General features: G+C 57.9%; 25 protein-coding genes, 2 tRNA genes and 1 pseudogene. 13 read left to right on the top strand and 15 right to left on the bottom strand.

The annotated features are described in order from the left end of the window. Positions 1–570: 570 nt before the first annotated feature. Positions 571–1,908 (top strand): RNase J family beta-CASP ribonuclease, encoded by a 1,338-nt coding sequence (locus tag A4E33_RS06080; RefSeq protein WP_292346795.1) that lies wholly within the window; start codon positions 571–573, stop codon positions 1,906–1,908. A gap of 541 nt (positions 1,909–2,449) precedes the next feature. On the opposite strand, the gene A4E33_RS06075 is transcribed toward A4E33_RS06080, so the two are convergent. From A4E33_RS06075 to A4E33_RS06050, 6 genes and pseudogenes are all read right to left on the bottom strand, one after another. Continuing rightward, positions 2,450–3,040 carry a class I SAM-dependent methyltransferase gene (locus A4E33_RS06075; RefSeq protein WP_292346794.1) on the bottom strand — a complete coding sequence of 197 codons (591 nt, stop codon included), beginning with the start codon at positions 3,038–3,040 and terminating at the stop codon, positions 2,450–2,452. A gap of 123 nt (positions 3,041–3,163) precedes the next feature. Further along, positions 3,164–3,460 (bottom strand): annotated as a pseudogene (locus A4E33_RS06070) (DUF1330 domain-containing protein). Next, the gene (locus A4E33_RS06065) at positions 3,460–4,302 is read right to left on the bottom strand and encodes a methyltransferase domain-containing protein (RefSeq protein WP_292346793.1); all 843 of its coding nucleotides are present in this window, start codon (positions 4,300–4,302) and stop codon (positions 3,460–3,462) included. The pseudogene A4E33_RS06070 and the gene A4E33_RS06065 overlap by 1 nt, the downstream one beginning before the upstream one ends. Positions 4,303–4,337: 35 nt before the next feature. Further along, positions 4,338–5,855, bottom strand: a complete 1,518-nt coding sequence (gene lysS, locus A4E33_RS06060; protein WP_292346792.1) for a lysine--tRNA ligase — start codon at positions 5,853–5,855, stop codon at positions 4,338–4,340. Between the two features lie 108 nt (positions 5,856–5,963). Continuing rightward, positions 5,964–7,286, bottom strand: coding sequence for an NAD(P)/FAD-dependent oxidoreductase (locus A4E33_RS06055; RefSeq protein ID WP_292346791.1), 1,323 nt, complete (start codon positions 7,284–7,286; stop codon positions 5,964–5,966). A 126-nt stretch (positions 7,287–7,412) separates the two neighbouring features. Then, positions 7,413–8,375, bottom strand: coding sequence for a hypothetical protein (locus tag A4E33_RS06050; RefSeq protein ID WP_292346790.1), 963 nt, complete (start codon positions 8,373–8,375; stop codon positions 7,413–7,415). 61 nt (positions 8,376–8,436) lie between these two features. Between A4E33_RS06050 and A4E33_RS06045 the strand changes: the two genes are divergently transcribed. Both A4E33_RS06045 and A4E33_RS06040 read left to right on the top strand, forming a co-directional pair. Then, positions 8,437–9,183, top strand: coding sequence for a DUF128 domain-containing protein (locus A4E33_RS06045; protein ID WP_292346789.1), 747 nt, complete (start codon positions 8,437–8,439; stop codon positions 9,181–9,183). 155 nt (positions 9,184–9,338) lie between these two features. Beyond that, positions 9,339–10,046 (top strand): glucose-6-phosphate isomerase family protein, encoded by a 708-nt coding sequence (locus tag A4E33_RS06040; protein WP_292346961.1) that lies wholly within the window; start codon positions 9,339–9,341, stop codon positions 10,044–10,046. Here the strand turns inward: A4E33_RS06040 and A4E33_RS06035 are convergent. Together A4E33_RS06035 and A4E33_RS06030 are read right to left on the bottom strand one after the other, a co-directional pair. After that, entirely contained in the window at positions 9,994–10,779 is a 786-nt protein-coding gene (locus tag A4E33_RS06035; protein ID WP_292346788.1) for an NAD+ synthase, read from the bottom strand. The genes A4E33_RS06040 and A4E33_RS06035 overlap by 53 nt on opposite strands. A gap of 69 nt (positions 10,780–10,848) precedes the next feature. Further along, positions 10,849–11,598, bottom strand: a complete 750-nt coding sequence (locus A4E33_RS06030) for a hypothetical protein (protein ID WP_292346787.1) — start codon at positions 11,596–11,598, stop codon at positions 10,849–10,851. Positions 11,599–11,711: 113 nt separating this feature from the next. Between A4E33_RS06030 and A4E33_RS06025 the strand changes: the two genes are divergently transcribed. The 4 genes from A4E33_RS06025 (at position 11,712) to A4E33_RS06010 (ending at position 15,909) form a co-directional block, all read left to right on the top strand. Continuing rightward, on the top strand, positions 11,712–12,569 hold the full coding sequence (locus tag A4E33_RS06025; protein WP_292346786.1) for an RIO1 family regulatory kinase/ATPase: 858 nt from the start codon (positions 11,712–11,714) through the stop codon (positions 12,567–12,569). After that, the gene (locus A4E33_RS06020; RefSeq protein ID WP_292346785.1) at positions 12,554–14,533 is read left to right on the top strand and encodes a DUF460 domain-containing protein; all 1,980 of its coding nucleotides are present in this window, start codon (positions 12,554–12,556) and stop codon (positions 14,531–14,533) included. Before A4E33_RS06025 ends, A4E33_RS06020 begins: the two co-directional genes overlap by 16 nt. Further along, entirely contained in the window at positions 14,526–15,389 is an 864-nt protein-coding gene (thiL, locus tag A4E33_RS06015; RefSeq protein ID WP_292346784.1) for a thiamine-phosphate kinase, read from the top strand. Before A4E33_RS06020 ends, thiL begins: the two co-directional genes overlap by 8 nt. 67 nt (positions 15,390–15,456) lie before the next feature. Beyond that, the gene (locus A4E33_RS06010) at positions 15,457–15,909 is read left to right on the top strand and encodes a hypothetical protein (protein ID WP_292346783.1); all 453 of its coding nucleotides are present in this window, start codon (positions 15,457–15,459) and stop codon (positions 15,907–15,909) included. A gap of 172 nt (positions 15,910–16,081) precedes the next feature. Here the strand turns inward: A4E33_RS06010 and A4E33_RS06005 are convergent. Continuing rightward, positions 16,082–16,153: transfer RNA gene (locus tag A4E33_RS06005), tRNA-Ala, on the bottom strand. A gap of 111 nt (positions 16,154–16,264) precedes the next feature. Here A4E33_RS06005 and A4E33_RS06000 point away from each other — a divergent pair. Further along, entirely contained in the window at positions 16,265–16,450 is a 186-nt protein-coding gene (locus A4E33_RS06000) for a hypothetical protein (RefSeq protein ID WP_292346782.1), read from the top strand. A gap of 108 nt (positions 16,451–16,558) precedes the next feature. Here A4E33_RS06000 and A4E33_RS05995 read toward each other — a convergent pair whose 3' ends face one another. From A4E33_RS05995 to A4E33_RS05970, 6 genes are all read right to left on the bottom strand, one after another. Next, on the bottom strand, positions 16,559–17,770 hold the full coding sequence (locus A4E33_RS05995) for a PEGA domain-containing protein (protein ID WP_292346781.1): 1,212 nt from the start codon (positions 17,768–17,770) through the stop codon (positions 16,559–16,561). A gap of 266 nt (positions 17,771–18,036) precedes the next feature. Next, a tRNA-Ala gene (locus A4E33_RS05990) sits at positions 18,037–18,108 on the bottom strand. A gap of 68 nt (positions 18,109–18,176) precedes the next feature. Further along, entirely contained in the window at positions 18,177–19,181 is a 1,005-nt protein-coding gene (locus tag A4E33_RS05985; protein ID WP_292346780.1) for a transcription initiation factor IIB, read from the bottom strand. A gap of 62 nt (positions 19,182–19,243) precedes the next feature. Then, positions 19,244–19,468 carry an H/ACA ribonucleoprotein complex subunit GAR1 gene (locus A4E33_RS05980; protein WP_292346779.1) on the bottom strand — a complete coding sequence of 75 codons (225 nt, stop codon included), beginning with the start codon at positions 19,466–19,468 and terminating at the stop codon, positions 19,244–19,246. 102 nt (positions 19,469–19,570) lie between these two features. Next, on the bottom strand, positions 19,571–20,224 hold the full coding sequence (locus A4E33_RS05975; RefSeq protein WP_292346778.1) for a histidinol phosphate phosphatase domain-containing protein: 654 nt from the start codon (positions 20,222–20,224) through the stop codon (positions 19,571–19,573). Then, the gene (locus A4E33_RS05970) at positions 20,221–20,502 is read right to left on the bottom strand and encodes a signal recognition particle subunit SRP19/SEC65 family protein (RefSeq protein ID WP_292346777.1); all 282 of its coding nucleotides are present in this window, start codon (positions 20,500–20,502) and stop codon (positions 20,221–20,223) included. The genes A4E33_RS05975 and A4E33_RS05970 overlap by 4 nt, the downstream gene beginning before the upstream one ends. A 55-nt stretch (positions 20,503–20,557) precedes the next feature. On the opposite strand from A4E33_RS05970, the gene hypB reads away from it, so the two are divergent. The 5 genes from hypB (at position 20,558) to A4E33_RS05945 (ending at position 23,290) form a co-directional block, all read left to right on the top strand. Continuing rightward, on the top strand, positions 20,558–21,205 hold the full coding sequence (gene hypB, locus A4E33_RS05965) for a hydrogenase nickel incorporation protein HypB (protein ID WP_292346776.1): 648 nt from the start codon (positions 20,558–20,560) through the stop codon (positions 21,203–21,205). Positions 21,206–21,315: 110 nt separating this feature from the next. Next, a complete protein-coding gene (locus A4E33_RS05960; RefSeq protein ID WP_292346775.1) occupies positions 21,316–21,693 on the top strand; it encodes a 30S ribosomal protein S8e in 378 nt (125 codons plus the stop codon). Positions 21,694–21,801: 108 nt separating this feature from the next. Next, positions 21,802–22,224: a hypothetical protein gene (locus A4E33_RS05955; protein ID WP_292346774.1), complete on the top strand. Its 423-nt coding sequence runs from the start codon at positions 21,802–21,804 to the stop codon at positions 22,222–22,224. Then, positions 22,221–22,679, top strand: a complete 459-nt coding sequence (locus A4E33_RS05950) for a DUF2240 family protein (RefSeq protein WP_292346773.1) — start codon at positions 22,221–22,223, stop codon at positions 22,677–22,679. Before A4E33_RS05955 ends, A4E33_RS05950 begins: the two co-directional genes overlap by 4 nt. 122 nt (positions 22,680–22,801) lie before the next feature. After that, positions 22,802–23,290 (top strand): hypothetical protein, encoded by a 489-nt coding sequence (locus A4E33_RS05945; protein WP_292346772.1) that lies wholly within the window; start codon positions 22,802–22,804, stop codon positions 23,288–23,290. The last annotated feature ends 155 nt before the right edge of the window (positions 23,291–23,445 follow it).

Genomic DNA, 23,445 nt, shown 5'->3' with positions numbered 1-23,445 from the left:
CGCTTCCTCACAGGTATCTCCTTCCGGTGGCGTACTGAAGACAAAGGTTGAAGTATCTGCCGAGCGATTTACAATAGACATTTTCCGGAACCAGTTGGATCCGGAACCTGCGCGGGAAGCAATGTGCAGGAATTATGCGGAAGGTGCCTGAATACAGGAAGGCATCTGGAGAATGAACGGTCCCGGGACAGGGTTGGGATGATCCACGGTGTCGTGGTGACGGCCTTTACCGGGTCCTTTTCCCGTTTGGGTTAAGGGCCTGCACGGGCCTCCAAGGGAAATTCTCCGACAGGTCAGAGAATGGCTCGCATAAGCAGGGGGAGAGACAATTTCCTCCCTGTATGTCCGGCATGATGAGAAGGAGGGCCGGAATATCCGAAGGGATCTCCATTCCCGGAGATCCCCTGACGAATAAGGACCGGCTGAATTCAGCTGCTGGCCGGCCCGAATGATTCCGGATAATTCCGGGTTTCCCGTCGGTCAAACCGGGGGATGACCCGGTATACCGGTTCCCGCAGAACCGGGAAAACAAAGAGTATGCAATACCGATAATCAGGAGATTCACAACACATGGAAATAGAAATAATCGCCGTAGGCGGATATGATGAAGTCGGGCGGAACATGACTGCCGTCCGCTGCGGAAAGGAGATCGTCATCTTCGATATGGGCCTCCGCCTCGACCAGCTGATGATCCACGAGGATGCCGAGGTGGATGAGATGCACTCTCTCGATCTTATCAAGATCAGGGCAATCCCGGACGACACGGTGCTTCAGAAGGTCGAAGGCACGGTAAAAGCAATCGTCTGCTCCCACGGGCATCTCGACCACATCGGGGCCATCCCCAAGCTCGCACACCGGTACAAGGCACCTATCATCGCCACACCCTATGCCACCGAACTGATCCGGCAGCAGATATCCGGGGAGAAAAAATTCGGGGTGAACAACCGTCTCTTTGCTCTCGGCGCCGGCCAGCGGTACACGCTCTCGCCGAACCTTGTCCTCGAGTTCGTGCACACGCAGCACTCGATCATCGATACCGTGACGCCGGTTCTCCATACGCCCCACGGTGCGATCGTGTACGCCTGCGACTTCAAGTTCGACCGGACACCGGTCATCGGAAAGCCGCCTGACTTTGCCCGCTTCCGGCAGCTGGGAAAGGAAGGGGTTCTTGCCCTGATTGTGGAAAGCACCTACATCCACCGATCGGGCCGGTGCCCGAGCGAGCGGGTTGCCCGCGACCTTGTCCGGGACGTCATTACCAGTTACGAGGACGACAAGAACGCCATCGTTGTCTCGACGTTCTCCTCCCATATCGCCCGGGTGAAGACCATCGCGGAATGCGCCCACGAGATTGGCAGGAAACCGGTCTTCCTCGGCAGGTCGATGCAGAAGTACGCGGTCACCGCGGAACAGATGAAGTTCGTCTCGTTCCCGGAAACCGCAAGCGTCTTCGGGGATCGGAGGACCGTCGACCGGGTCATGCGGCGGATGATGAAGGAGGGCAAGGACAAGTTCGTCCCCATCGTGACCGGCCACCAGGGGGAGCCCGGGTCGATCCTGACGCGGATGGCCCTCGGCGACACACCCTACCAGCTGGGAAAGGGTGACAAGGTCCTCTTCTCGGCGAACGTGATCCCGAACCCGATGAACGTCGGGCAGCGGTACGTGGTATCCCGTCACCTGAAGAGGCTCGGCGCGAGAACATTCGAGGACCTGCATGTCAGCGGCCATGCCTACCGGGAGGATCACTACGAGTTCCTCGAGATGCTGCAGCCCCGCCACATCATCCCGGCGCACGCTGACCTGACGATGACCGCAGGCTATGCCGAGTTTGCCGGTGACCTCGGGTATACCGCGAACAAGGATGTCCACCCCATGCGGAACGGGGAACGGCTCCGGATCAACTGAAGCAGGGGATACCTCCTCAATTCATTTTCCGGCAGAATTTGAGTGTCGGTTTATCATCCAGCATTCCTGTTTTTTCCAACCGCGATCATGATCCTGATTGAGAATCGTTCACAGATCGATCAAACCCTGATTTTTCATTTTCAATCAGACATTGATTTTTCATTTTCAATCAAACCCTGAATGAAATTTTTTCAGCATACTTTAATCGAAAAATGGTACACTCGCGCGATCTCCCGTCGTGGCTGAATCCTGTGCACTCGTGCACATGTGTTTAACTTTTGATCATCAGACCCTGATGAAAAATTTTTCATCAAACCCTGATTGAAAAATTTCAGGCAGACTTTGATTCAAAAAAATCCATCGCGATCATGATGGCGATTGAAAAATCGATCCGGATCAACCAGACCCTGATTTGAAACAGCTGTTCCGGATGACCATGCATGAACGGGAGTATATACTCCCGACCGCGTCAGGGTTGGCGCAAGGAGGGTGGGGGATCATTCCCTTCACGTGGGATTCAGCCAGGTAAAAAGGCAGGCACTTACGCCTTCCTCAGCACTACTGCCCGGTTCACAAAGAAGAACCGCCTCTCGATCTGCAGGAACCCGGCCTCCTCAGCGAGCGCGACCTTTTCACGGAACTCCCGTCCCGGGACCTCGAGGGGCGGTTCGGAAAAAAAGAGCGTTCCGCCCGGTTTCAGAAGCAGGGCGATCTCCCGGAAAAGTTTCGCCGGATCGGGGACTTCATGGACGACAAATATGGTAAAAGCGATATCGATTGTGCCGTTCAGTTCGGCAGGCAGGCCGATGGTATCCGGCCTGCACTGGTGCGTGGTGATACGGGACATCAGCCCCTCGGGCTTTAGTTTACCTGCCAGAATCTCAAGCATCTCTTTCTGGAGGTCGACGGAGAACACCCGCCCGTTGTCCCCGACCCTTTTTACGAAGGCCCGGGTGAAGAACCCGGGACCGCAGCCGAAGTCGAGCACCCGGTCGCCCGGCTTCACGTACTGCTCCGCGAGCCTGTCGGGACGGTAGAGAAAACGGCGCAGGGGGGTGTCGAGACGGGAGGCTTTCTCTGCCGAGAAAAGTGCGTGCTGGTGATGCGGTTGAACAGAATCGCCGGGTGTCATACTCAAGGGTGGGTGCGGAAGCGGATAACGATTCTGTTTTTACTGCGCCCGCTGGTTCGTTCTCTGCCCGTCAAGCGCCTTTCCCTGCTGTTCTCACCGGGAAAGGCCGGCTTTCAGCGCATCTTATCCCGGCATGAATCCCTCAACCGCGATCAGTTCACCGGATGCGGCATCCTTCCGGAGTTTTTGGGCATGACGGTACTCCGGGGAATCGTACCACTCCTTTACCCTCTCAAGAGAGGGGAATTCGATGATGACGATCCTCCGTTTCTCCTCCGGTCATTCCCGCGTGACCGGGTCCACCGACCGGGCAATGATCCTGCCGCCATACCGGATAATTGCCTCCGGGGCAATGGCAGTATATTTCCGGTACTGCTCCCGGTCGGTGATATCCACCCGTGCGATGACATAGGCCGGCATCATTTCCTCCCGACTACAGCAAACATCAGGCCGGCAAACGTGAAGTGACCCTTTGCATCCGCAGCCTTCAGATCGGCAAGCCATGAGGCAACATCGTCCTTCCCCAGCACACCCTTCTCCTGAGCGGCTGCAAGGAACTGCTCCATGTTCATCATCTTTGCCGTAAGGGAGAAGTCATGGAGGACCAGCGGCGCAGGATGAACGGTGACATCGGAGAGCCCCCGCTCCCGGAAGTAACGGTACAGCTTGCGGCCGGTGGAACCGTCGGGGAACTGGTCGGCGCAGAAGCGGAAGAACACCCGTGCAGTGTCCCTGCTGCCAGGGTCGCACACCATTGTCTCCCAGTCAGGTTCGACAGACAGGAGCCGGCCTCCCGGCCGGAGCACCCGGATCATCTCGTCAAGGACCTGCCCCGGGTTCCCGAGGATCTGGAGTGTGCGCTCGATCCTGACCTTGTCGAAGCTGGCATCCGGGAACGGGAGCTTCCGCACATCGCCGGTCCGGAACGAGACCGGCAGGCTGGTGCCCTTTGCCTTTGCCTCAGCGATCGCGATCATGCGCTCGCTGAGGTCGATGCCCGTGACCTTCCCCCTCTTGCCAACCATCGCCGCCATCCGGAGCGCATCGTATCCCGGCCCGCACCCGGCATCGAGAACGCAGTCCCCTTCTTTCAGGCCAAGATACCCGTAACTGTCCGCCTTAGTCTGACGGGTCTGCGGCTGCGAATCCACGTACTCAAGGTATTGAACGAGGCGGTCGGCCGTCTCCGCGTTGTCAACGTTCCGGAACTCGTTTGAGATGGTCCGTGCTGCCATGGCATCCTGTTGGCTGCGGGAACTCATATGCTTCGTGGAATGCGAAATACCAGAAGAAAGGTTTATTGGGTTTTTCTCTCCTCTTCGGATTCGCCCTCTTTGAGTTTCTTCATCGAGGGGAAGAGGATGACTTCCTTGATGGAATCGTTGTTGGTGAGCAGCATGACGAGGCGGTCTATCCCGATGCCGACACCGCCGGTCGGGGGCATGCCGTACCCGATGGCATTGATGAAGTCGTAGTCGATCATCTGGGCCTCGACATCGCCGAGCCGGCGCTTCTCGTCCTGCGCCTCGAACCGTTCCTTCTGGTCCACCGGGTCATTCAGTTCCGAGAAGCCGTTGCCCACTTCCATCCCGGCGATGAAGAGCTCGAACCGCTCGGTGAAGCCCTCCTTGGTGCGGTGGCGTTTTGCGAGCGGCGAGTTCTCGACCGGGTAGTCGTGGATAAAGGTCGGCTGGATCAGCTTCTCCTCTACGAGGCCCTCGAAGAAGGCGATGAGAAACTCCCGCTGGCTCTGCGGCTTCTCCGGCTCCTCGAGCTGGTGTTGCCGTGCCAGGTCGCGGAGCTCGGGCACACTGTGAGCGAAGACGTCGATCCCGGCATACTCCCTGACGGCATCTGCCATCGAGAGCTTCTTCCACGGGGGCTTGAAATCGAGTTTCGTGTCGCCGTATGGGATCTCGAACATCCCGTGGACGGTGAAGACGATGGAGGAGATGATATCCTCGGTCAGCTCCATCATGTGCGTGAAGTCGCGGTACGCCCAGTAAATCTCGACCATCGAGAACTCCGGGTTATGGTCGGCGTCCACAGCCTCGTTCCGGAAGTTGCGGGCGATCTCGAAGACGCGCTCGAATCCCCCGACGATGAGACGCTTCAGGTAGAGTTCGGGTGCTATCCTGAGGAAGAGGTTCTGGTCCAGGTAGTGATGGTACGAGGTAAACGGACGGGCATTGGCGCCGCCGTAGATTGGCTGCAGGATGGGGGTCTCGAACTCGAGGAACCCGTGGTCGTCGAGGTACCTGCGGATCAGGGAGACGATCCGGCTCCGGTTCCGGAAGGTCTGCCGGCTCTCCTCGTTTACGATCAGGTCCACGTACCGCTGCCGGTACCGTTTCTCGACGTCAGTCAACCCGTGGAACTTCTCCGGCAGCGAGCATACGGCCTTGCACAGGAGGGTGAATGAATCCACCCAGATAGTGATCTCCCCGAGTTTTGTCCGGAACACGTGCCCGGTTACCCCGATGATGTCCCCCCGTTCGATGAACTGGTTGAAGAGGCTGAACTGCTCCTCCCCGAGATCGTTCTTCCGGACATAGAGCTGGATTTTTCCGGTCTCGTCCCCAAGGTCTGCGAACAGTGTCTTGCCGTGGTTGCGGACAATGTAGACCCTGCCGGCGGTTGTCACTGATTCCGGACTTTTGTCGTGGCCGATCTCCGCGTATTTCATCTTGATATCTGCAATCGTGTGCTGCCGGTCGAACGACGCAGGGAAGATGACGTGGCCTTTTTCCTGGAGTGCACGGACCTTGTCGAGCCGTGTCTGGTCGAATGATGTGTTCTCGGTGGGATCGCTCATCGTACAAACACCCGGGGGTGGGATGGTATGTATCGTAATAATGCGATTCCGGATGTAATAATACCTTCAGCAACAACGCCGGAAAAGAAGGCAGGAAAACGTCCACTGTCAGGGATTGTTGCGCTTCTTCACGACCGAGGATGCGTATTTGGCAAGCCCATACACCCCGTCCGTCGAGGGATGGACCTCGATGAACTCCTCGAAATCATGGACGGTGAAGTGCTTCTTCATGAGGAATGCCATGTAACCGGCGATGAGCCCCCCGCCCGGCCCTGCTGCGCAGATCCCCCCGATATCGCCGGTCTCCGGGTCGAAGATCACCTTCGAAAGGCCGGTCTGGCCTGTGGGGACTGACCAGAAGGATCCGGGGCCGGCCGGGCCCGGGAAAACCATCGATCCCATGCCTTCGGTCTCGTTGATGCAGTATGCGAGCTCGTGGGTGAGGCTGATGGACCGCGGGATGTTCTGGTAATCCATGGTGCGGGGTATCCCGAGGATGTTGTCGGCAGCCACGATCCCCTGGTGCCGGGCAACCGGCGTGAGGTATGGCGGGCCGACGACATCGCCGCACGCGTACACATCCGGAACGCTCGTCCGCATGCGGTTGTCGACAACGACCTCGCCGAGCGCACCCTTCTTCACCCCTTCCAGGGATTCTGAGTTCGGCACGAGGCCGGCAGCGAGGAAGACAGCATCGGCTTCAATTTCTTCATTTTTGCAGGTGACTGATGCGACCCGGCTCCTGCCGTTGATCGATGAGACCGGTGCATTCTCCCGGATCGTCACGCCCTCCAGTTCCTTTATCGCGAGAGCCCTGATGTGTTTGTCCGCATCCTTCAGGAATGTGCTGCGGGAGAGGATGGTTACCTCGGACCCGAATGTGGAAAAGATATAAGCGAACTCTGCCGCGACAACGCTTCCTCCGATGATTGCAATCTTTTTCGGGAGTGTTTTCATGCCCGGCAGTGTCCGGGACGTAAGAACGCCCGGAAGATCGACCCCCGGTATGTCAGGGACGAACGGGCGGGATCCGGTTGCCGCGATGACGGCTTCAGCCTCCAGGTCCTCATCACCAGCATACGCCCTCCTCCCGGAAAGCCGCCCGCTTTTGCCGTAGAGAATCTCAACGCCGGCCTCCCGTGTTTCCGTATCGAGGATGGAGGCGATCTTCTGCTGGATCTTCCCCATCTCCCGCAGGAGGACCTGAAAGTCCACCCCCGGTACAGTGCCGATCACGCCAAGATCCTTCAGTTCCCGGGCTGAATGGATGAGCCGGGCAACGTCGTTCATGGCACAGACCGGCATGCAGCCCGAATGAAGGCACTGCCCTCCGATCCCCCCGTGCTCGACAAGGGTGACCTGCTTCCCTGATGATGCGAGGCGAATGGCTGCAAGGCGTCCTGCCGGGCCCCCTCCCAGGACGACAATCATGGACGGACACCCGGATACCGAAACGATTGCGCTGCGAAATTCAAGGATACGGGATTACAGAACCCGTGAACGACAGGGAAATGACACCATCCGGTGCCGGTTGAAAAAAACGGGAGGCGCAGAGGTTCAGAAGACCTCGACGCCCTCATCCATCGGCTCCGAGAGCAGCTCGCCCGTGAAGGCATTCACTTCAACGATCTTCTTGCCGCGGATCTGCCAGACGGGAATGTACACCTGCCGGGTATCAACGGTGATATTCTTCCGGTCCGGCTTGAGGATCTTCTCCTCGTAGAAGATTGCATCGCCCTTCTCCTGCTTGATGCGGACCTTCTGGGTCAGCCGGTCGATCAGCTCGCTGACCATCCGCTCGGAGGCTTCGTCTTTCTTGATGTGCGGGTTGCATACTTCCGCTCCCCCCGGGATGTCCGAGTCCTCGATCTGTTTGCTGTCGAGATCGATCTTAATCCCGTTGATGGCGTTCAGAGCGCTCCAGCCGTCGGCATCGAACGGGATCCGCCGGTCCTTGTATACCTGCTCCCCCGTGCTTGTATAGTGGAACAGGTAATAGGGCATGAACCTGAGCTTTGCGGTCCCCTGGATCCCGGCAGCCCGGATTGCAGCCTGTTCGGTCAGTTTCACGGGGAAATGGGGAATGGAGATACCGGAGGGCTCCTGCACGGCGGCGGCCGGGGCGGCAGCGGCCGGGGCCGGAGGCTTCCTTCCTTTTGTCGGCGTGAGATCGAGCGCGAGCTCGCGGTTGAGGATATCGGCAAGGACCGCCTCACCGGTATACCGGACGAACTCATCAACACCCCACTGGATGCAGTTCTCCGTCGCGACATCCTTATCAATCGAGAAAAGGAGTTTCTTGCAGCTCATCTCGTGGTCGTCGATCATCAGGCTGTAGTTCGTCTTGTCGAACTGGCTGATCAATGCCTTGTCATTGGAGCAAAGCACCAGGAGACAGACACCCTCCCGCACTGCCGAAAGATCGAGAGGATCATCGACCTCCTCCACCTCGAACCGTGCCGCTTCCAGAATGAGACGCATCGCATTCTTGGCCTTTTCCCGCATTTCAGGTTCCATCATACATAAATTTCCCTACGCTTATAGAACAATTTTTCTGTTGTCCTGTCAGAAGATTAGTAACATGACCGTCCCGCTCAGGTTTGTCAACAATAAAATCGAGGATTATGCCCTTCAGGTTACTTTTGATCCGGTAGCGGGCGAAGGCAATGTCGTCTATAACATGTCCCTGATCAAAAACGAGGACCTCGAATTTGCCATCGGCATTCTCAAGGATGCCAGCAAGACCGGCCTTTCCGTCAGCGGGCTCGTGAAATTTTACCCGTCGCTTGAAACCGTTGCGGATTTCCAGATACCGAAGGGATGCACGGGTGTCTGCACGATGTGCAGTATCACCTTCGACGGCCTCCTTATCCGGCGGGGGATACCGATCAACCCTATCGGTGGCGGGGTTGTCCAGGTCGAGAACCGGGCTCCCCTCCGGTTTACCCATATCATCCTGTATGAACACACGACCATCGACCCGCTGCAGGTGCTCATCTCCCAGAAGACCACCTCCGTAACTGACGTGATGCGGAAGGGGAGCGGGAACATGCTTGCCAACATCCGCGAGTTCCACATGGAAGCAGAACCGCTGGTCGGCATCGTGCTCGACGAACTTGCCGACAGCCATTATACCGGAATCCTCGAAGTCGGGATGCCGAATCTCCCCCTTCTCGGGGTCCCGGTCAGCCCGCAGTATGTAGCAATCGCGGCGGTTGGCGGCACCAACCCGATGGCCGCAATCCGCGAGAGCGGCCGGTGGGTGCAGATCCAGGCCATGAAAGGCCTTATGGACCTCAGGGAGATGGAAGAGATCCGCTCGTTCTGATCCCGCGACACCTCCCACAGCGGTTGGAACGGCAAGCATGAGGATGGTTTTCGCGCGCCGGCGCGGATTGTTTCCGAAAGCCGGAGTGACGGCCTCTCTGGCCCACTCACCCCCAGCGCCGGGTATTATTTACTTGCAGGGGAAACCATGAAGTGATGTTCGGGTGGGAAGGGGAACTTCCGGAGCCTTCAGGGCGGACCGCTGACGATATGCGTGCGGTCCTTCTCGATCCCCGGTGCCAGTGCAGGGAGCCCCTCTATTTTATGTACCGCGACCTGTCAAGGTCTGAGAGCGACTGGCAGTGGCTTCATGACCATAATCTCCGGTACGACCTCACGGTTATCCCTCCCCGTGATCTGTGTGGCGAACGTGTCAAGACCAAGGGGCATTACCACCCGAAGAATGGTGCCGGGGTGGGTTTCCCGGAGATCTACGAGGTCCTGGAGGGGTCGGCGCATTACCTCCTCCAGTCCCGCTCCCTTGACAATGTTGTCTTAATCACGGCCGATGCCGGCGATCTGGTGATTATCCCCCCGGAATACGGGCATGTCACGATCAACCCGTCTCCTGACGAGACCCTGTCCATGGCAAATATCGTCTCTACGGCGTTCGAGAGCGAGTACGGGGAGTACGAGGCCCGGCACGGTGCCGCCTATTACGAATTATCGGATGGATCTCTCCGGAAGAACCCGGCATATGAAAAAGTTCCGCCTGTCTTCAGGAGGGGACCCAGCTGCCGGCGGGGAACCCAGCGGATCTGCAGGGGGCCGCTGTACGACCTTGTCGGGAACGGGGATGCCCTTGCGTTCCTCAATTTCCCGGAGAAATATCTGCCGGTCTTTGAGGCGATCCTAAAAGGTTAGGCGCTGCCATCCGCTTGTGCCCGCTCTTCTTCACCAGGGTGAGCACCGTCTCCTCGACAGGGTTCTGCGGCTTCCAGGTATTTTCCTCGAGTGCCCGGAGAGACGCGTCGATCTGGTCATAGGTGAGCCCTATCTCCTTCTCGTCGCTCTGGCCTTCCCATAACCCGGCAGATGGAACCTTCTTTATGATCGCGTCCGGAATCCCGAGTTCCTTTGCCATGACATAGACATCCGACTTGTAGAGATGGAGAATGGGCTGGATGTCGGCAGCATTATCACCGAACTTCGTGCAGTAGCCCAGCATATACTCGCTCCGGTTCGAGGTCCCGCAGACAAGCCGGTGGTCCCGGTTTGCATGGTAGTACAGGACAGCCATCCTCACGCGGGCCATCAGGTTACCCATCTCGTACGGGGTTGCAGTGAATCCCGGGAGCTGCCGGAACCCGGCAAGAACCGGTTCGATGCTGATGATCCGGTGTTCCATTCCGAGCATGGAGCAGAGTGTCACTGCATCCTCGCAGTCCTGTTTATTGCTGATGGCGGAAGGCAGGGAAAGGCCAAGCACATTGCCCGGCCCGACAGCGCGGCAGCAGAAGGCAGCAGCCACCGCCGAGTCCACCCCCCCGCTTACCCCGATGACGATCTGCCCGCAGCCGCTGTTCCAGCAGGTGTAGCGGATCATCTGCTCCACCTGCCCCATCCTGCACCCGAGATCCCCGGTCGAGCACTTCATCCCGTTATAATGGACAAACTGGGTTTTTCAACTGTTCGGTCTTTCACTATTGCCAGAACGACCGTCATTTCACTGCTTCACCTTTCCCGTGAATCTAGGGATGACGGTTCCAGCAACCCTCCCGCCACTGAGCTGTTCCGCAAGGTGCAGGAGAGCGTACTGTGTCCCGGGATGATTGCAGTAGTATTCCCTGAGAAGGTCTGCAATATCCTGCGGAAGGGTATCGCGGGCCGGCAGAAGGCCCGGGATCCCGGCTTTCTGGCCTTCGATCTCCCCGTACAGGCCAAGTTCCTCCGACGGGATGGTGATGAACGGGCAGATCACCGGAATCCCAAACCATTGTTCAGGAGGGGGATCCAGAAGCTGGTCCGCATCACCGAGAAGGAACCGGCCTGTCATGGTTTGTGCGACGTCGTCAAGGGAAATGGCGATCGCCACCTTCGTGACCGTTTCGCCTGAAGCGGACGCTGTCCTGCCGGGAGAGGGGATCTCAACACACGGAATACCGAGTGATTCTGCCACACGCCGGTCATCCTGAAATCGGTCCTCTCCCCCGCGGGCGTGTTCAAAAACGACCGCGCTCAGCCGGATATCCCTGCGATCCACGGTCAGTTTATGGAGAAAATTGAGAAGTGCAGCGCTTTGCCGGTCTCCTGCCAGGAGAACGGCGATATGGTCACCGGGGTGCATCCAGCGGCGGGACCGGATGGCTCGTTTTGCCCGGGCCTCGACATCCATGACCAGGTGCCGGCTGCACAGATACCTGCCTGAACTTGCCTGGAAAAACACAGCCCCGCTCCCGCACCTGCCGCACTGCATGGATTTTCCTCAGGTACAGTAGCGGAACGGAGATGTTCAATCTTGTGCCGGATTCCCGTCGCTGTATCCAAAGATGTGATTTTATAGTCTGCCACATAACCACTCTGGTGAGCATGGTCGTCGCTGCTGACCGGATCCGGTCGCTGAACAAGTACGAGAAAACCATCCTGCTTGCGCTCGAGCGCGGGATGAAACGGTACTCTTGGGTGCCGCTGGAGCACCTGAAGGCAGCGACAAAACTCTCCGAATCCGAGATCAGGTACCGGCTCTCCCGCCTCATTGAATGGGGGATGGTCCGGTTCAATCCCGTTCCCTATGACGGCTACGCGCTGGTCTTCGGCGGGTACGATACCCTTGCTCTCTCTACCCTGACCCGCAAGGGCACCATCTCGGCGCTTGGGACCCTGATTGGCGAGGGAAAGGAGTCGGTGGTGTACGATGCGCTCGGGCTTGGGCCCGTCGCTATCAAGTTCCACCGCGTGGGCCAGCGCTCGTTCTCCTCCGCGCGGCTCAACCGCGAGTACATGCCCGAGGAAGGGCACTGCCCGTGGCTGATTGCGTCGAAGAAGTCCGCGGAGCGGGAATACCTTGCCCTGGTGACCCTGCACCCCGCAGTCAGCGTGCCGCTGCCGATCGCCCAGAACCGGCATACCGTCGTCATGTCGCTTGTCAGCGGCCAGAACCTGAACCGGTGCCGGCTCGCTGCTCCGGAGGAGGTGCTTGACGAGATCCTGGACAATATCCGGAAGGCATACCGGGCAGGTATCATACACGCCGACCTCTCTGAATACAATATCCTCATGGAAGACACGCGGTGCGTCATCATCGACTGGCCGCAGTGGATAGAGACCAGCCACCGGAATGCCCGGGCTATCCTTGAACGGGACATCGACAACATCCTTGCCTATTTCGAGAGAAAATACCGGCTTGTTCGTAACCGGGAGGATGCGATCCGATGCGTGACCGGCTGAAGGTCTTCGGCATCGATATCATCAGGGGCTCAGTGCGGTCGCGCTCCCGCCGGCCGATGTACGCCCTTGTGCGGATGGACGGCGGGATCATCGAAAGCGAGACCGAGGTATCGATGTTCCGCCTCTTCCGGATGCTTTCAGACGAGCAGCCGGATATCCTTGCAGTCGACAGCCTCCAGGAGATTGCGACCGACCAGCACGAGCTCTTCTTTTTCCTCCAGGGCCTGCCCCCCCGGACCCGGCTCGTGCAGGTGACCGGGGGTGAACGCAAGGAGACCCTCGGCAAGGTCGCAGCCCGGTACAATATCAGTTTCAACCGCTTCGACCCGTTTGCTGAGGCCCGCACCACGGCACAGGTTGCATCGTTCGGTGCCGGCGCCGAGGTCATCGCATTCGAGAACGAGAGCGAGATCGTGGTGAGCCGTCACCGCTCTCCCGGCAAGGGCGGGTGGAGCCAGAACCGGTACGTGCGGAAGATGCACGGCGCCGTACAGCTGAAAGGCCGCGAGATCGAGATGGCACTCGTTGCAGCCGGCCTCCGGTACGAGAAGAAGGAGACGAAGGCATTCGGCGGGTGCAGCAGGGTGGCATTCCGGGTCTTTGCAACCCGCGATCAGGTTCCGGTCTCAACCTACCGTGGTGCCGACGTGCAGGTGCGTATCCAGGGTAAAAGGCTCGATCGTATCCGCTTCCGGCCACTCTCGGTCAGGCCCCGGTACCTCATCGTCGGGATCGATCCCGGGACGACAACAGCGTTTGCCGCGCTCGACCTTGACGGCAACCTGCTCCACCTCGAGAGCTCCCGGCAGATGAACATGGCCAATATTGTGGAGGCCCTCTATAAAGTGGGGAAACCCCTCATCATCGCAACCGATGTGCAGGAGATGCCCTATTCGGTCGAGAAGATCCGCCGTGCATTCTCCGCCATCGCGTTCGTGCCAAAACAGGACGTGAGCGTGGATACCAAGATGGAGCTGACGGCTCCCTTCCCGTATGCCAACGACCACGAGCGGGACGCGCTCTCGGCGGCACTGGACGCATACCGCCAGTACCGGCACAAGTTCCAGAACCTCCTGAAACGGATCCCCCCGGGGCACGATCTTGACGAGGTGCGGGCGCGGGTTATACGGGGACAGTCACTGGACTCCGTGCTCGGCGAGATGAAAGTCCCGGTACGGGAGACGGAAGTCGCGGAACCGGCTGAAGCCGTCACGGTACCCGCTGACAGCGGAAAACATGACGAACGGGTACGGGTGCTGGACGGGATGGTCAAACGCCTCCGGACGTTTGTCGCCGAGCTGCAGGAGGAGATCAAGGCAAAGGATTACGAGATCCGCCGCCTGCAGGCAAGAATCCGCAATATCCATACGAGCCGGGACGCCGAGCTTGCGAAGAACGCGGAGATTGTGAAACGGGATGCCGTCATCCAGAGCCTGAAAAAGCAGCTGCACAAGGAAGAGCGGCATAACCGGAACCTCTCGAAGCGCCTGACCCGGATCAAGAAGTTTGCCGAACTGTCCATGGAGGGGGAAGTCGTCCCGGTCAAAGTAATGGAAGCCCTGACCCGCGATGGTCTCAGGAGGCTTGTAGAGGACAGCGGTATCGAGGAGGGCGATATCGTCTTCGTCAGCCGTACTGACGGCTGGGGACGCAACATTGTCAGGGATCTTGCGGATATGCGGGTAAGGGCAGTGGTTGCCTCATCAGACGCGCTCGCTTCCGGAGATCCCCAGATGATGCGGCTGTTCCGGGAGGCGGGTGTTGCCCTCCTCTCCGACAAACAGGCCGGTGTCCAGGTCCGTGGAAAGCAGGGGCTTGCCGCAAAGGAAACCCTCGATGCCGCCCTTATGGCATGGAAAGGCGAGCAGGAGAAACACGAGCGGGAGAAGAAGACCGAGATGATCGAGAACATCTTCAAGGAGTACAAGAGCGAACGGGGTAAGGAGGTGCGCAAAAGTGGATGACCGGGAGCTTCTGAAGGTTGTAATGGGGATTGTGGGAAAAGACCGGTGCCTTGACGACTGCGCCGAGATCCCGTTCGGGGAGCTTGTGATGGTGGCAACGACCGATATGCTGCACCGCACAACCGATTTCGTTCCCGGGATGACCGACTGGCAGGCCGGCTGGATGAGCGCAGCGGTCACGCTCTCGGACATCGCGAGCATGGGAGCAGCACCCAAATACCTGCTCATCGCGGTCGGGCTGGATGACTGGAAGTGCCTTGAGGGAGTGATGAAGGGTGCAAAGGACTGCTGCACGAAATTCGGGGCGGAGATTATCGGCGGGGATATCGACCGGCATACCGAGCTCACGGTCGTCACTACCGGTCTTGGTCTCGTGAGCAGGAGGGATATTATCAGGAGGACCGGTGCCTGGCCGGGAGATCTGGTCTGCATCACCGGGACGCCAGGGCAGGCGCAGGCATGGCTCGAAGGGTATCACCAGTTTGAGAAAAAGCTCTTCGAACCCCAGCCCCGGGTTCAGGAGGGGCAGCTTCTCGGGAAGGCCGGGGTGAGTGCGATGATGGATGACAGCGACGGGATCGCGCTCTCGCTCTACGACCTGATGAGCGTGAACGAGCTTGGCTTCTCCCTTGAAGCGGCAAAGCTGCCCTTGCCGGCCGGGATCCCGGAACAACAGGCACGCGAGCTGGCACTGTACGGGGGCGGGGACTACGAGCTGATCTTTACGGTTGCACCCGACAGGTTCCCGGTACCGGGTGTATCGGCAACCGTCATCGGAACGGTTATCCCGGAGAAGCGAGTTACTCTTGACGGAGTCCCGCTGGAACGGCGGGGATATCAGCACCGGTGGGAGTAACCGGCTCCACCTGAAGCCTGTTATAGCAAAAAAGGGATATTTTTATACAGGTAAAAACGGTAATCGTATGGAATCGCTCGAGAGCAAGCTGGACCGGTTATCTCCGGAGCAGCGCAGGGAAGCTGAGGATTTCGTAGATTTCCTGCTTTCGCGTTCAGGGCAGGTGCCCGCATTACCCGGGCTATCCGGCAGCCCGCCCCCGCCCGTGAGCGCTGCCCCGCCGCCCCTCTCCCTTTCAGACCCTGCTGTCCACGGAATCCCGGCGCACCCCGCAGGGCATCAGGATCCGATGCCTGCTGATAATACTGCTGCTCCGGTCTTTTCTGATGAACCCGCACCTGCATCGTTCCATGAGATCGGGGGAGGTTCCCATGACCATATGACCAGCGACTATATGGATTACGGCCAGTTCGAACGCCAGCCATCACCGGCAGATGAAGCGGTAAAAAAGATCAAGCGGAAGATTATCGCGCGGGAAGGGCAGGACAAGCCCCGCCATCTCCTCGACTGGGTTGACTGAACAGACCGTAGCAGTGGTTCAGGCCCGGATAACCTGCGATCATGAAAAACGTGGAACCAGGAAAGACCCGGTCGTCCTCCATCGCCTGCGGTTATCCGGGCAGTCAAACCGCAGGGGCCCGGCGGCGCTCAGGGAACACCATTGGTTGCGGAATGGGTCGTGAGAAAAGATATGGACTCGACGGGATTTGAACCCGTGGCCTTCACGTTGCAAACGTGACGATCTACCCCTGATCTACGAGCCCCCGCGATACCGTTTGCGGTATACTGTTTTTCTGCGGATTCCATATAGTTGTTACTGATCGGGTCGCCGTAAAGCAGATGTGGATTGAAACGGAAATATTCCCTGAACCATCATGCCGAAACTGATCATCGAACCCAAAAAGACCAGGGACGGGCAGATCGAATTTATTGTGAACTACCACGATCCCAGGAGCGACAACTCGTTCATGATAACAACCACAAACAATATCGACGAAGCCATGGATAAACTGAAGTCCACCCTTTTAAGTGAAGTCGAGCTGATGCAGCAGAAGAAGTAATTTTTTCCCAATCCGGATTTTCCACGGCCACGCGACAGAATCCTGTCGAGCAGGACGGGTTTTACACACTCTGTCCGGATGAAAAAAGAACCAGGGGAAAACGACCCCTCACTCTTTCTTTGGCGGTTTGACATGGGTAAAGATCGAGGCACCGGCGGCTATCAGCGCGGTGACTACCCCGATGAGGGCCACGATTACACTGGAATTCTGCAGGATATCCTCCTTCTTTTCCGGTGTAGCGGCCGGGGTGACCGTCACCGGGACCAGTATCGTGATAATGGCTGTTGGTACCGCAGTCGGTGCAGCCGTGATCTGTCCTATGGGCTGGAGCGTACCATAGCCCTGGGTGGTCTGTCCGGCTACGACATAGATCGAACCCTCGTAGTCATGGTACCCGCTCATGGTAAGGCGGAGGATGTGGTTCCCTGCCGGGATGTCTGCAACCTTACCGGGTGTTGTCCCGCAGTAGACCCCGTCAATCAGGATACTCGCACCGGTCGGGGATGAATAAACCATGACCTCCCCCGTTGTTCCCGTGGCCGTGGAAGTCCCTGTCCCGGTGATGACCGGCTGGGTGGCAACGGGTGTTGTTATTCTTGGCGTAACGATTGTCTTTTTCGGTGTGGGGGTTGACTTTGTGGCAGCCGGTTCCGGAAGCAGTCCCATGATCATGCGGTGGTTGATGGTGTCAGCTTCTGCCTGGGTCATGTAAGACGGGGAAGGAACGGTTGTCCACTCGATCACGTATCCCTTGCCGTATTTCCCGTAGAGCAGTGCGGGCATCCCGGTATCATAGTTCAGGACTGTGATAGTGCCGGCATTGGCAATGGCCTGTTCCTTCTCGGGGGGTGTGCCCATCAGGTCGAATCTGATGGGCAGCTGGCTGAAAACCGCCCTGGTGACAACCGAGTCCGGGTCCGATACTTCAAGATACTGCCCGCCGGCTGTGGTTCCGCCATTCGACGCGGGGAGACTTGAACTGAACATGCGGTTGCTTGGGTACGTCACGAGCAGGATCTTCCCCCCGGCAACGGCAGCTTCTATCTTGGCAGCAGTGGCGGGGGAAAATGTCGCTTCCCCCCCGAGGATAATCACATCGACGTCAGGCCTGGTGAAAAGATCGATGTTGCTGTCAAGGTCGGCCCCGGTTCCTCCCGGTATGGAGCGGACAACGTTGACGGAATCCGTATGAAGCGCAGGATCAAAACCGGAATTTGCACCGTATATCGCGACGTTATAGCCACTGACCGGTAGTGCGATGATGAATAATGCAAACACTAGTGCAACTGGTATGACAGATGATCCCCGTCCTCGTGACATGAATTACTCCCCGGCAGCTGGGAACCCAGCTGGTATCTTGTAAATATTTACATTGTTGTGATATGGGATAAATCCGTTTTGGCCCGATGGATAATCCGGTTCCGTATATGAGTTGGATAATTACTGTATCGCTGCATACACGCATCTTCTGTTCGGTTCCCGGCATTCCGGCCGGTCACATTGCGAGATTTCCTGACGGGGACTCCGATGAACCTTTCGAACATGGCACGATTTCTGTCCTGGACGGATGGTTCAGAAAAGGAACATGGACCCGGCGGGATTTGAACCCGCGGCCTTTACGTTGCGAACGTAACGATCTACCCCTGATCTACGAGCCCGCGTGATGTGGTTAATAGATTCTGTGCCGGTGGAATATAGTTGTTGGTGTCAGGCACCGGAAAAAAGATCAGAGGATGATCTCGATATCGAGTTTCTCTGCAAGTTCCTTGTACCGGTTCCGGATGGTTACTTCGGTGACGCCAGCCACTTCTGCAACCTCGCGCTGGGTCCGGCGCTCGCCCCCGAGGATGGAGGAGATGTAGATGGCTGCAGCGGCAACACCGGTCGGGCCCCTGCCGCTCGTCAGCTCGCGTTCGCCGGCCTGCCGGAGGATCTCCACGGCACGGCTCTGGACCTCTCCCTTGAGGGTGAGCCCCGAGCAGAACCTGGGCACGTAATCAATCGGCGAGGTCGGGAGGAGCTTGAGACCCAGTTCGCGGGAGATGAACCGGTAGGTCCTGCCGATCTCCTTCCTTGAAACACGGGACACTTCTGCAATCTCGTCAAGCGTACGCGGGACGCTGCACTGCCGGCAGGCTGCATAGAGCGCTGCTGCGGCAACGCCCTCGATGCTCCGGCCGCGGATGAGGTTCTTGTCGACAGCGTCACGGTACACGACCGCAGCGGTTTCCCGCACGTTCCGCGGGAGGCCGAGTGCCGAGGCCATACGGTCGAGTTCCGAGAGTGCGAAGGCAAGGTTCCGCTCGGTTGCGTTGCTGACGCGGATACGGCGCTGCCACTTGCGGAGACGGTAGAGCTGGGCGCGGTTCTTTGACGATATCGCCCTGCCGTACGAATCCCGGTTCCGCCAGTCGATCATGGTCGAAAGGCCCTTGTCGTGGATGGTAAAGGTCATCGGTGCCCCGACGCGTGACCGCTTCATCCGCTGGTCATGGTCGAAGGCACGCCATTCGGGGCCGCGATCAATGAAATCGTCATCGATGACAAGCCCGCAGCTCTGGCACACCAGTTCCGCACGCTCGTAGTCGTGCACGAGCTGCCTGCTGCCGCATTCCGGGCAGACAGTTTCGGTGTGGTTCTCGGCTTTTTTCTCCTGCTCTTTCTGTTTGATTCGGGTCTTGAGCGCCTCGCGCTCGGACTGGAGGACTTTTAATTTTTCTACTTCCTGCATCCACATTCACCAGACTTGAAGGGTACTGTGTTCTTTGGGACGGTGCACTCCGGTATTGGCGCTTATCGTGCGAAGAGTTTCTCATCGGGCCGGATGGAGCATTTTTCGCGGCAGAGGACTGCCGCATAGGGTGCTTTCACGTTGCCGAAAAGATCAAGAATCTTCCCGACAGGTTTCATCCTCCGATCGGTCACTTCGCTGTATAACGGCGGGAGCTGGGCGGCATCACACTGGATGATGAGCATCCGGTCACCAATGATGCTCATCGCCCGGCCAACAACCTTCACGCAACAACCTCGGAACTACGATCAATGCTGAATTAATTTAGTAATCTATATATGTGAGACACAACAGTATTTAAAACTTGCGTGAAAGTATATATAGAAAATTCAGGAAATGAGAAATTGGTCGATATTTAAAGATATAACCTTCCTGCATTCCTTTTCGGTCAGTCCGGCCCCTCTGGCAACGATAATTTTCGCGCGCCTGTCCAGAAGATCGCCCGGTGCATGAGCATCCGAGTCGATGACCAGCTGGCATCCTGCTCCGCCTGCGATCCGGGCTACATGGCCGTTTGTCCGGTTGTGGCCGCCCCTTGACGTGAGCTCGAGAGCGATGCCGTTTTTCGCTGCAAGCCGCGCATCATCGATGGTGATAAGCCCCGGGTGGGCAAGGACATCCACGTCCCTGCAGCTGCAGGCTGCACGGTTTGTTCCGGGGGCGACCGGCTCTACGGGAGTTTCCCCGTGGACCACAACGATATCCGCCCCGGCCTTTTTTGCCTTCCGGGCAAGGCCGGCGATCTGGGCCGGGGGTACGTGGGTTATCTCCACGCCGCAGAGAAGCCTGACGCCAAAGAGCCGGGCTGAGGTGCGGACCTGTTCAAGCGTTTCAACTACCGGTACGGCGTTTGAGGTATCGACATGGTCGGTGATTGCAACGGTAGAATACCCGAGGACCGACATCCTGCGGATCAGTTCGATGGGCAGCATCTCACCGTCAGAAAGGATCGAATGGGTATGCAGGTCATACATGCCGGTCATTTGCGCACCTCGAGCTTCTCTGCAACCTTCTTTATCAGCGCCTCCTTTCCCTTTGTCCACTCAGCCACGATCCTCCCCTCCTTCCGGGACCAGTGTGCGGGGTGGTGGCGGTCTTCCACCCGGTATTTTATCCCGGCACGTTTCAGTGCGCGCTCAAGATCGGTGATCACCGGGGCCTTGACGCCCTGTTTTTTTACAACGCGCCGCCCTTCCATGCGCGTATATCCTGCATTGAAATAGCAGGGATAGAGGATGCACTCGCCCTGGACCTTTGCCATTGCAGGAGAGTTTGTGGGTCAAGGTATAAACAGTGTACGCTCGAAATCTTAGGACATGCACCATATCGACGTCCGGCTCGAGAAGGATGTCTACGAGACCAACAACGCGCTTGCAGACAGGAATGCCCGGCACCTGAAATCCCATAATGTCAGGGCGTTCGACCTCCTGGGAGCTATCGGATCCGGCAAGACCGCCCTGATCGAACGTCTCGTCCCGCACCTCGAGAAGAAAGGGCTCCGTGCAGGGGCGATCGCAGGTGACGTGTACGGGGATGACGACTTCAGACGAATCGTTGCGCTGGGGATTCCCGCGTATAATGCCAATACCGGCAAGGAATGCCATCTCGATGCCCACCTTGTGGAGCATGCAATCGACCACCTCCCGCTCGATACCATCGACATCCTCTTTATCGAGAATGTCGGCAACATGGTCTGCCCCACCGATTTCCGTCTCGGCGCCGAGAAGAGGATCGTTGTTGTGAGCTCCACGGAAGGGGACGATGTCGTGAATAAGCACCCGATGATGTTCCGGGACTGCACGATCGGCGTCATCAACAAGGTCGATCTCGCGCCGCTCGTAGGGGCCAACCTCGACCGGATGCAGAAAGACATTGCCCGGTACAACCCGAAGATGCCGGTATTCCGGACGAACCTGAAGACGGGCGACGGGGTACAGGAACTCCTCGATGAGATCCTGAAGTAACCCCGGCGTGGTGCGGAGGACGAAGTAGTACTATAAATAAACCAGCGGTCAATATATAGAGCACCACCTGTGGAACGGGATTCCGCAGAAGACACAACAGGAGTAACATCATGCAGTGGCAGGGAGAATCCGTACGGAAGGTAACCGGGGGCAGGCGCCGCCCGGCACAGAAGAAACGCAGAGCAGAGATCGGTCGTGCACCGGCAGACACCCACATCGGCGAGGACCGGAGGAGAATCATCCGGACCTTTGGCGGCAACAACCTCGTCATCGCCCTCCGTGCCGGCTACGCCAACGTGACCAATCCCAAGGATGGCGTGACGAAGAAGGTAAAGATCGAGACCGTGGAACAGAACACGGCAAACCCCAACTACGTCCGCCGGAACCTGCTCACCAAGGGTGCAGTCATCAAGACCGAGCTTGGCAGCGCCCGCATCACCAGCCGCCCCGGCCAGAACGGCGTCATCAACGCACTGTTACTCGAATAAACATCCATATCATCCCTTTTTCCCGGTTCGGGCTTTTACCGGTTTTAGAACCGACAGTGGAACCGTACCAGCAATCTTTTTTCTTTCGGCCCCGCAAACTGTCTAGCTATGCGGAGGATCTATTATCGTTTCCCCCAGCGGGTGGATCTCTCGTTTGCCATGGGGATGCCCTTCAACGAGACCCTGAACTATATCGCCGGCCTGGATGGCGAGGAATCGACCAAGACCACCGGAAAGGAACTCGTAAAAGTCAGGCTGAAAATCCGGATTGCCGTAGACCGGGCAACGTTCGGGGATATCACGCCCGATGTACTCCGGCTGGGAGCCATAACCGAAGCTGCAGATTTCCAGGCATCCGTACTGGCTCTCGCCCTGCGCGGGGGCAGCAGAGTGCCTATAGCAAACGATGTCTTCTATCTCCGCCTCACGGACCAGGTGTCGCGGACGGACATCGATATCGCTAAGGAAGGTCACGGGGAAGGACTCGATGCCCTTGATATGAAAAATATCCTCCTGGGTGCCAGGAAGTGACCCTCCGGCTGACTATTGCCGCCCCGTTCCGGCATACGCGGAAGGCCGGGATGCGAAAAAACGAGCTCGTCTATTATTATGCGCTCGACAGGAAGTGGATGAGTACCGAACAGGCCAACCTCCTGCTCAGACGTGCGGAGGAGGAGGGGCTTCTCGGTCTTGAGGACGGTCTCTATACGCCGCGGTTCGATATCTCCGGGCTGACAATACCGGTCGGGTTCAGGCCCACCTCCGGCATTTTCGAACGTCATGATCCTGTCCAGGACCTGATCGGGCGGATTGCCCGGGCGCGATCCCTTGACGAGACGGAAGTTGTCGCTGAGATGAACCGGATTATCCGTGAAAAATTTGACGCACATCTCCTCCCCCCTGCTGCACTGGTCGTGCTGGCAAAGAGTTACGGGATACCATGTGAAGATCTCCTGGATGCGCTCAAGGGTACGGCAAAGAAGTAGAGTTCCCGCGTGCTTACACCTGAACGAACAGTGTATTCCGGGAATTTGCCCTATTCCAAATAAGAAAGTTTTTTGCTGATTCTTTTTTTACATTTCTTCAGACATCAGAATCTGGGAGCATTATGAGAAGACGAAAGGATCCGTTTGAAAAGCCATGGGTTATTATTGCAGCGGTTGTTGGTGTCATTGCAGTCATTGTTGTCGCTCTGATCTTTTTTATGGGCGACAGCAACCCGGGACAGGCTTCTCCCGGCCAGCAATCTGCAACCCCGGGATCGTCCGGGCAGAGCGCCGTGGTTGGTGTTGCCCCGTCCGTGATCAGGACCCAGGTGCCGGTCACCGTCCCGACCCAGGGCGTCTTCGTGAGGGTAAATTATATCGGCGGCTTTGCCGGTGAGTACGGCATGGAAGGAAATATGACGGCCACCCGGAACTCCGGTGACCGGTTCTTCGAAGTCGAGAATGCAACCGGGACAGTAAGCGCAACGTTCCACAAGGAAGATTCATCACGGCATGAAATTACCGTCGAGATTTACAGGAACGGCCAGTCCCTTCAGTCAGCGGGCAACACCTCATCGTACGGTGAAGCGAGCGTTACCGCTGCCGTGTAATCTTTTTTCCCCGCTCATTCGGGTACCGTCCTGCACCGGATGATAATCAATCCCGGGAATCCTGAAATTCCTGACGGCTGAAGATGCCCGCCCTGACCTTCTTTACGGGTGTTTTCAGCATCCCGCGGAATGCCAGCGCCGTCAGGGAACCGGTA

Origin of the sequence: Methanoregula sp. PtaB.Bin085 (genome assembly GCF_002067035.1) — an archaeon.
Classification (GTDB): domain Archaea; phylum Halobacteriota; class Methanomicrobia; order Methanomicrobiales; family Methanospirillaceae; genus Methanoregula.
Note: the sequence above shows the minus strand (reverse complement) of the source record. Positions and strands in the feature narration are given on the sequence as shown.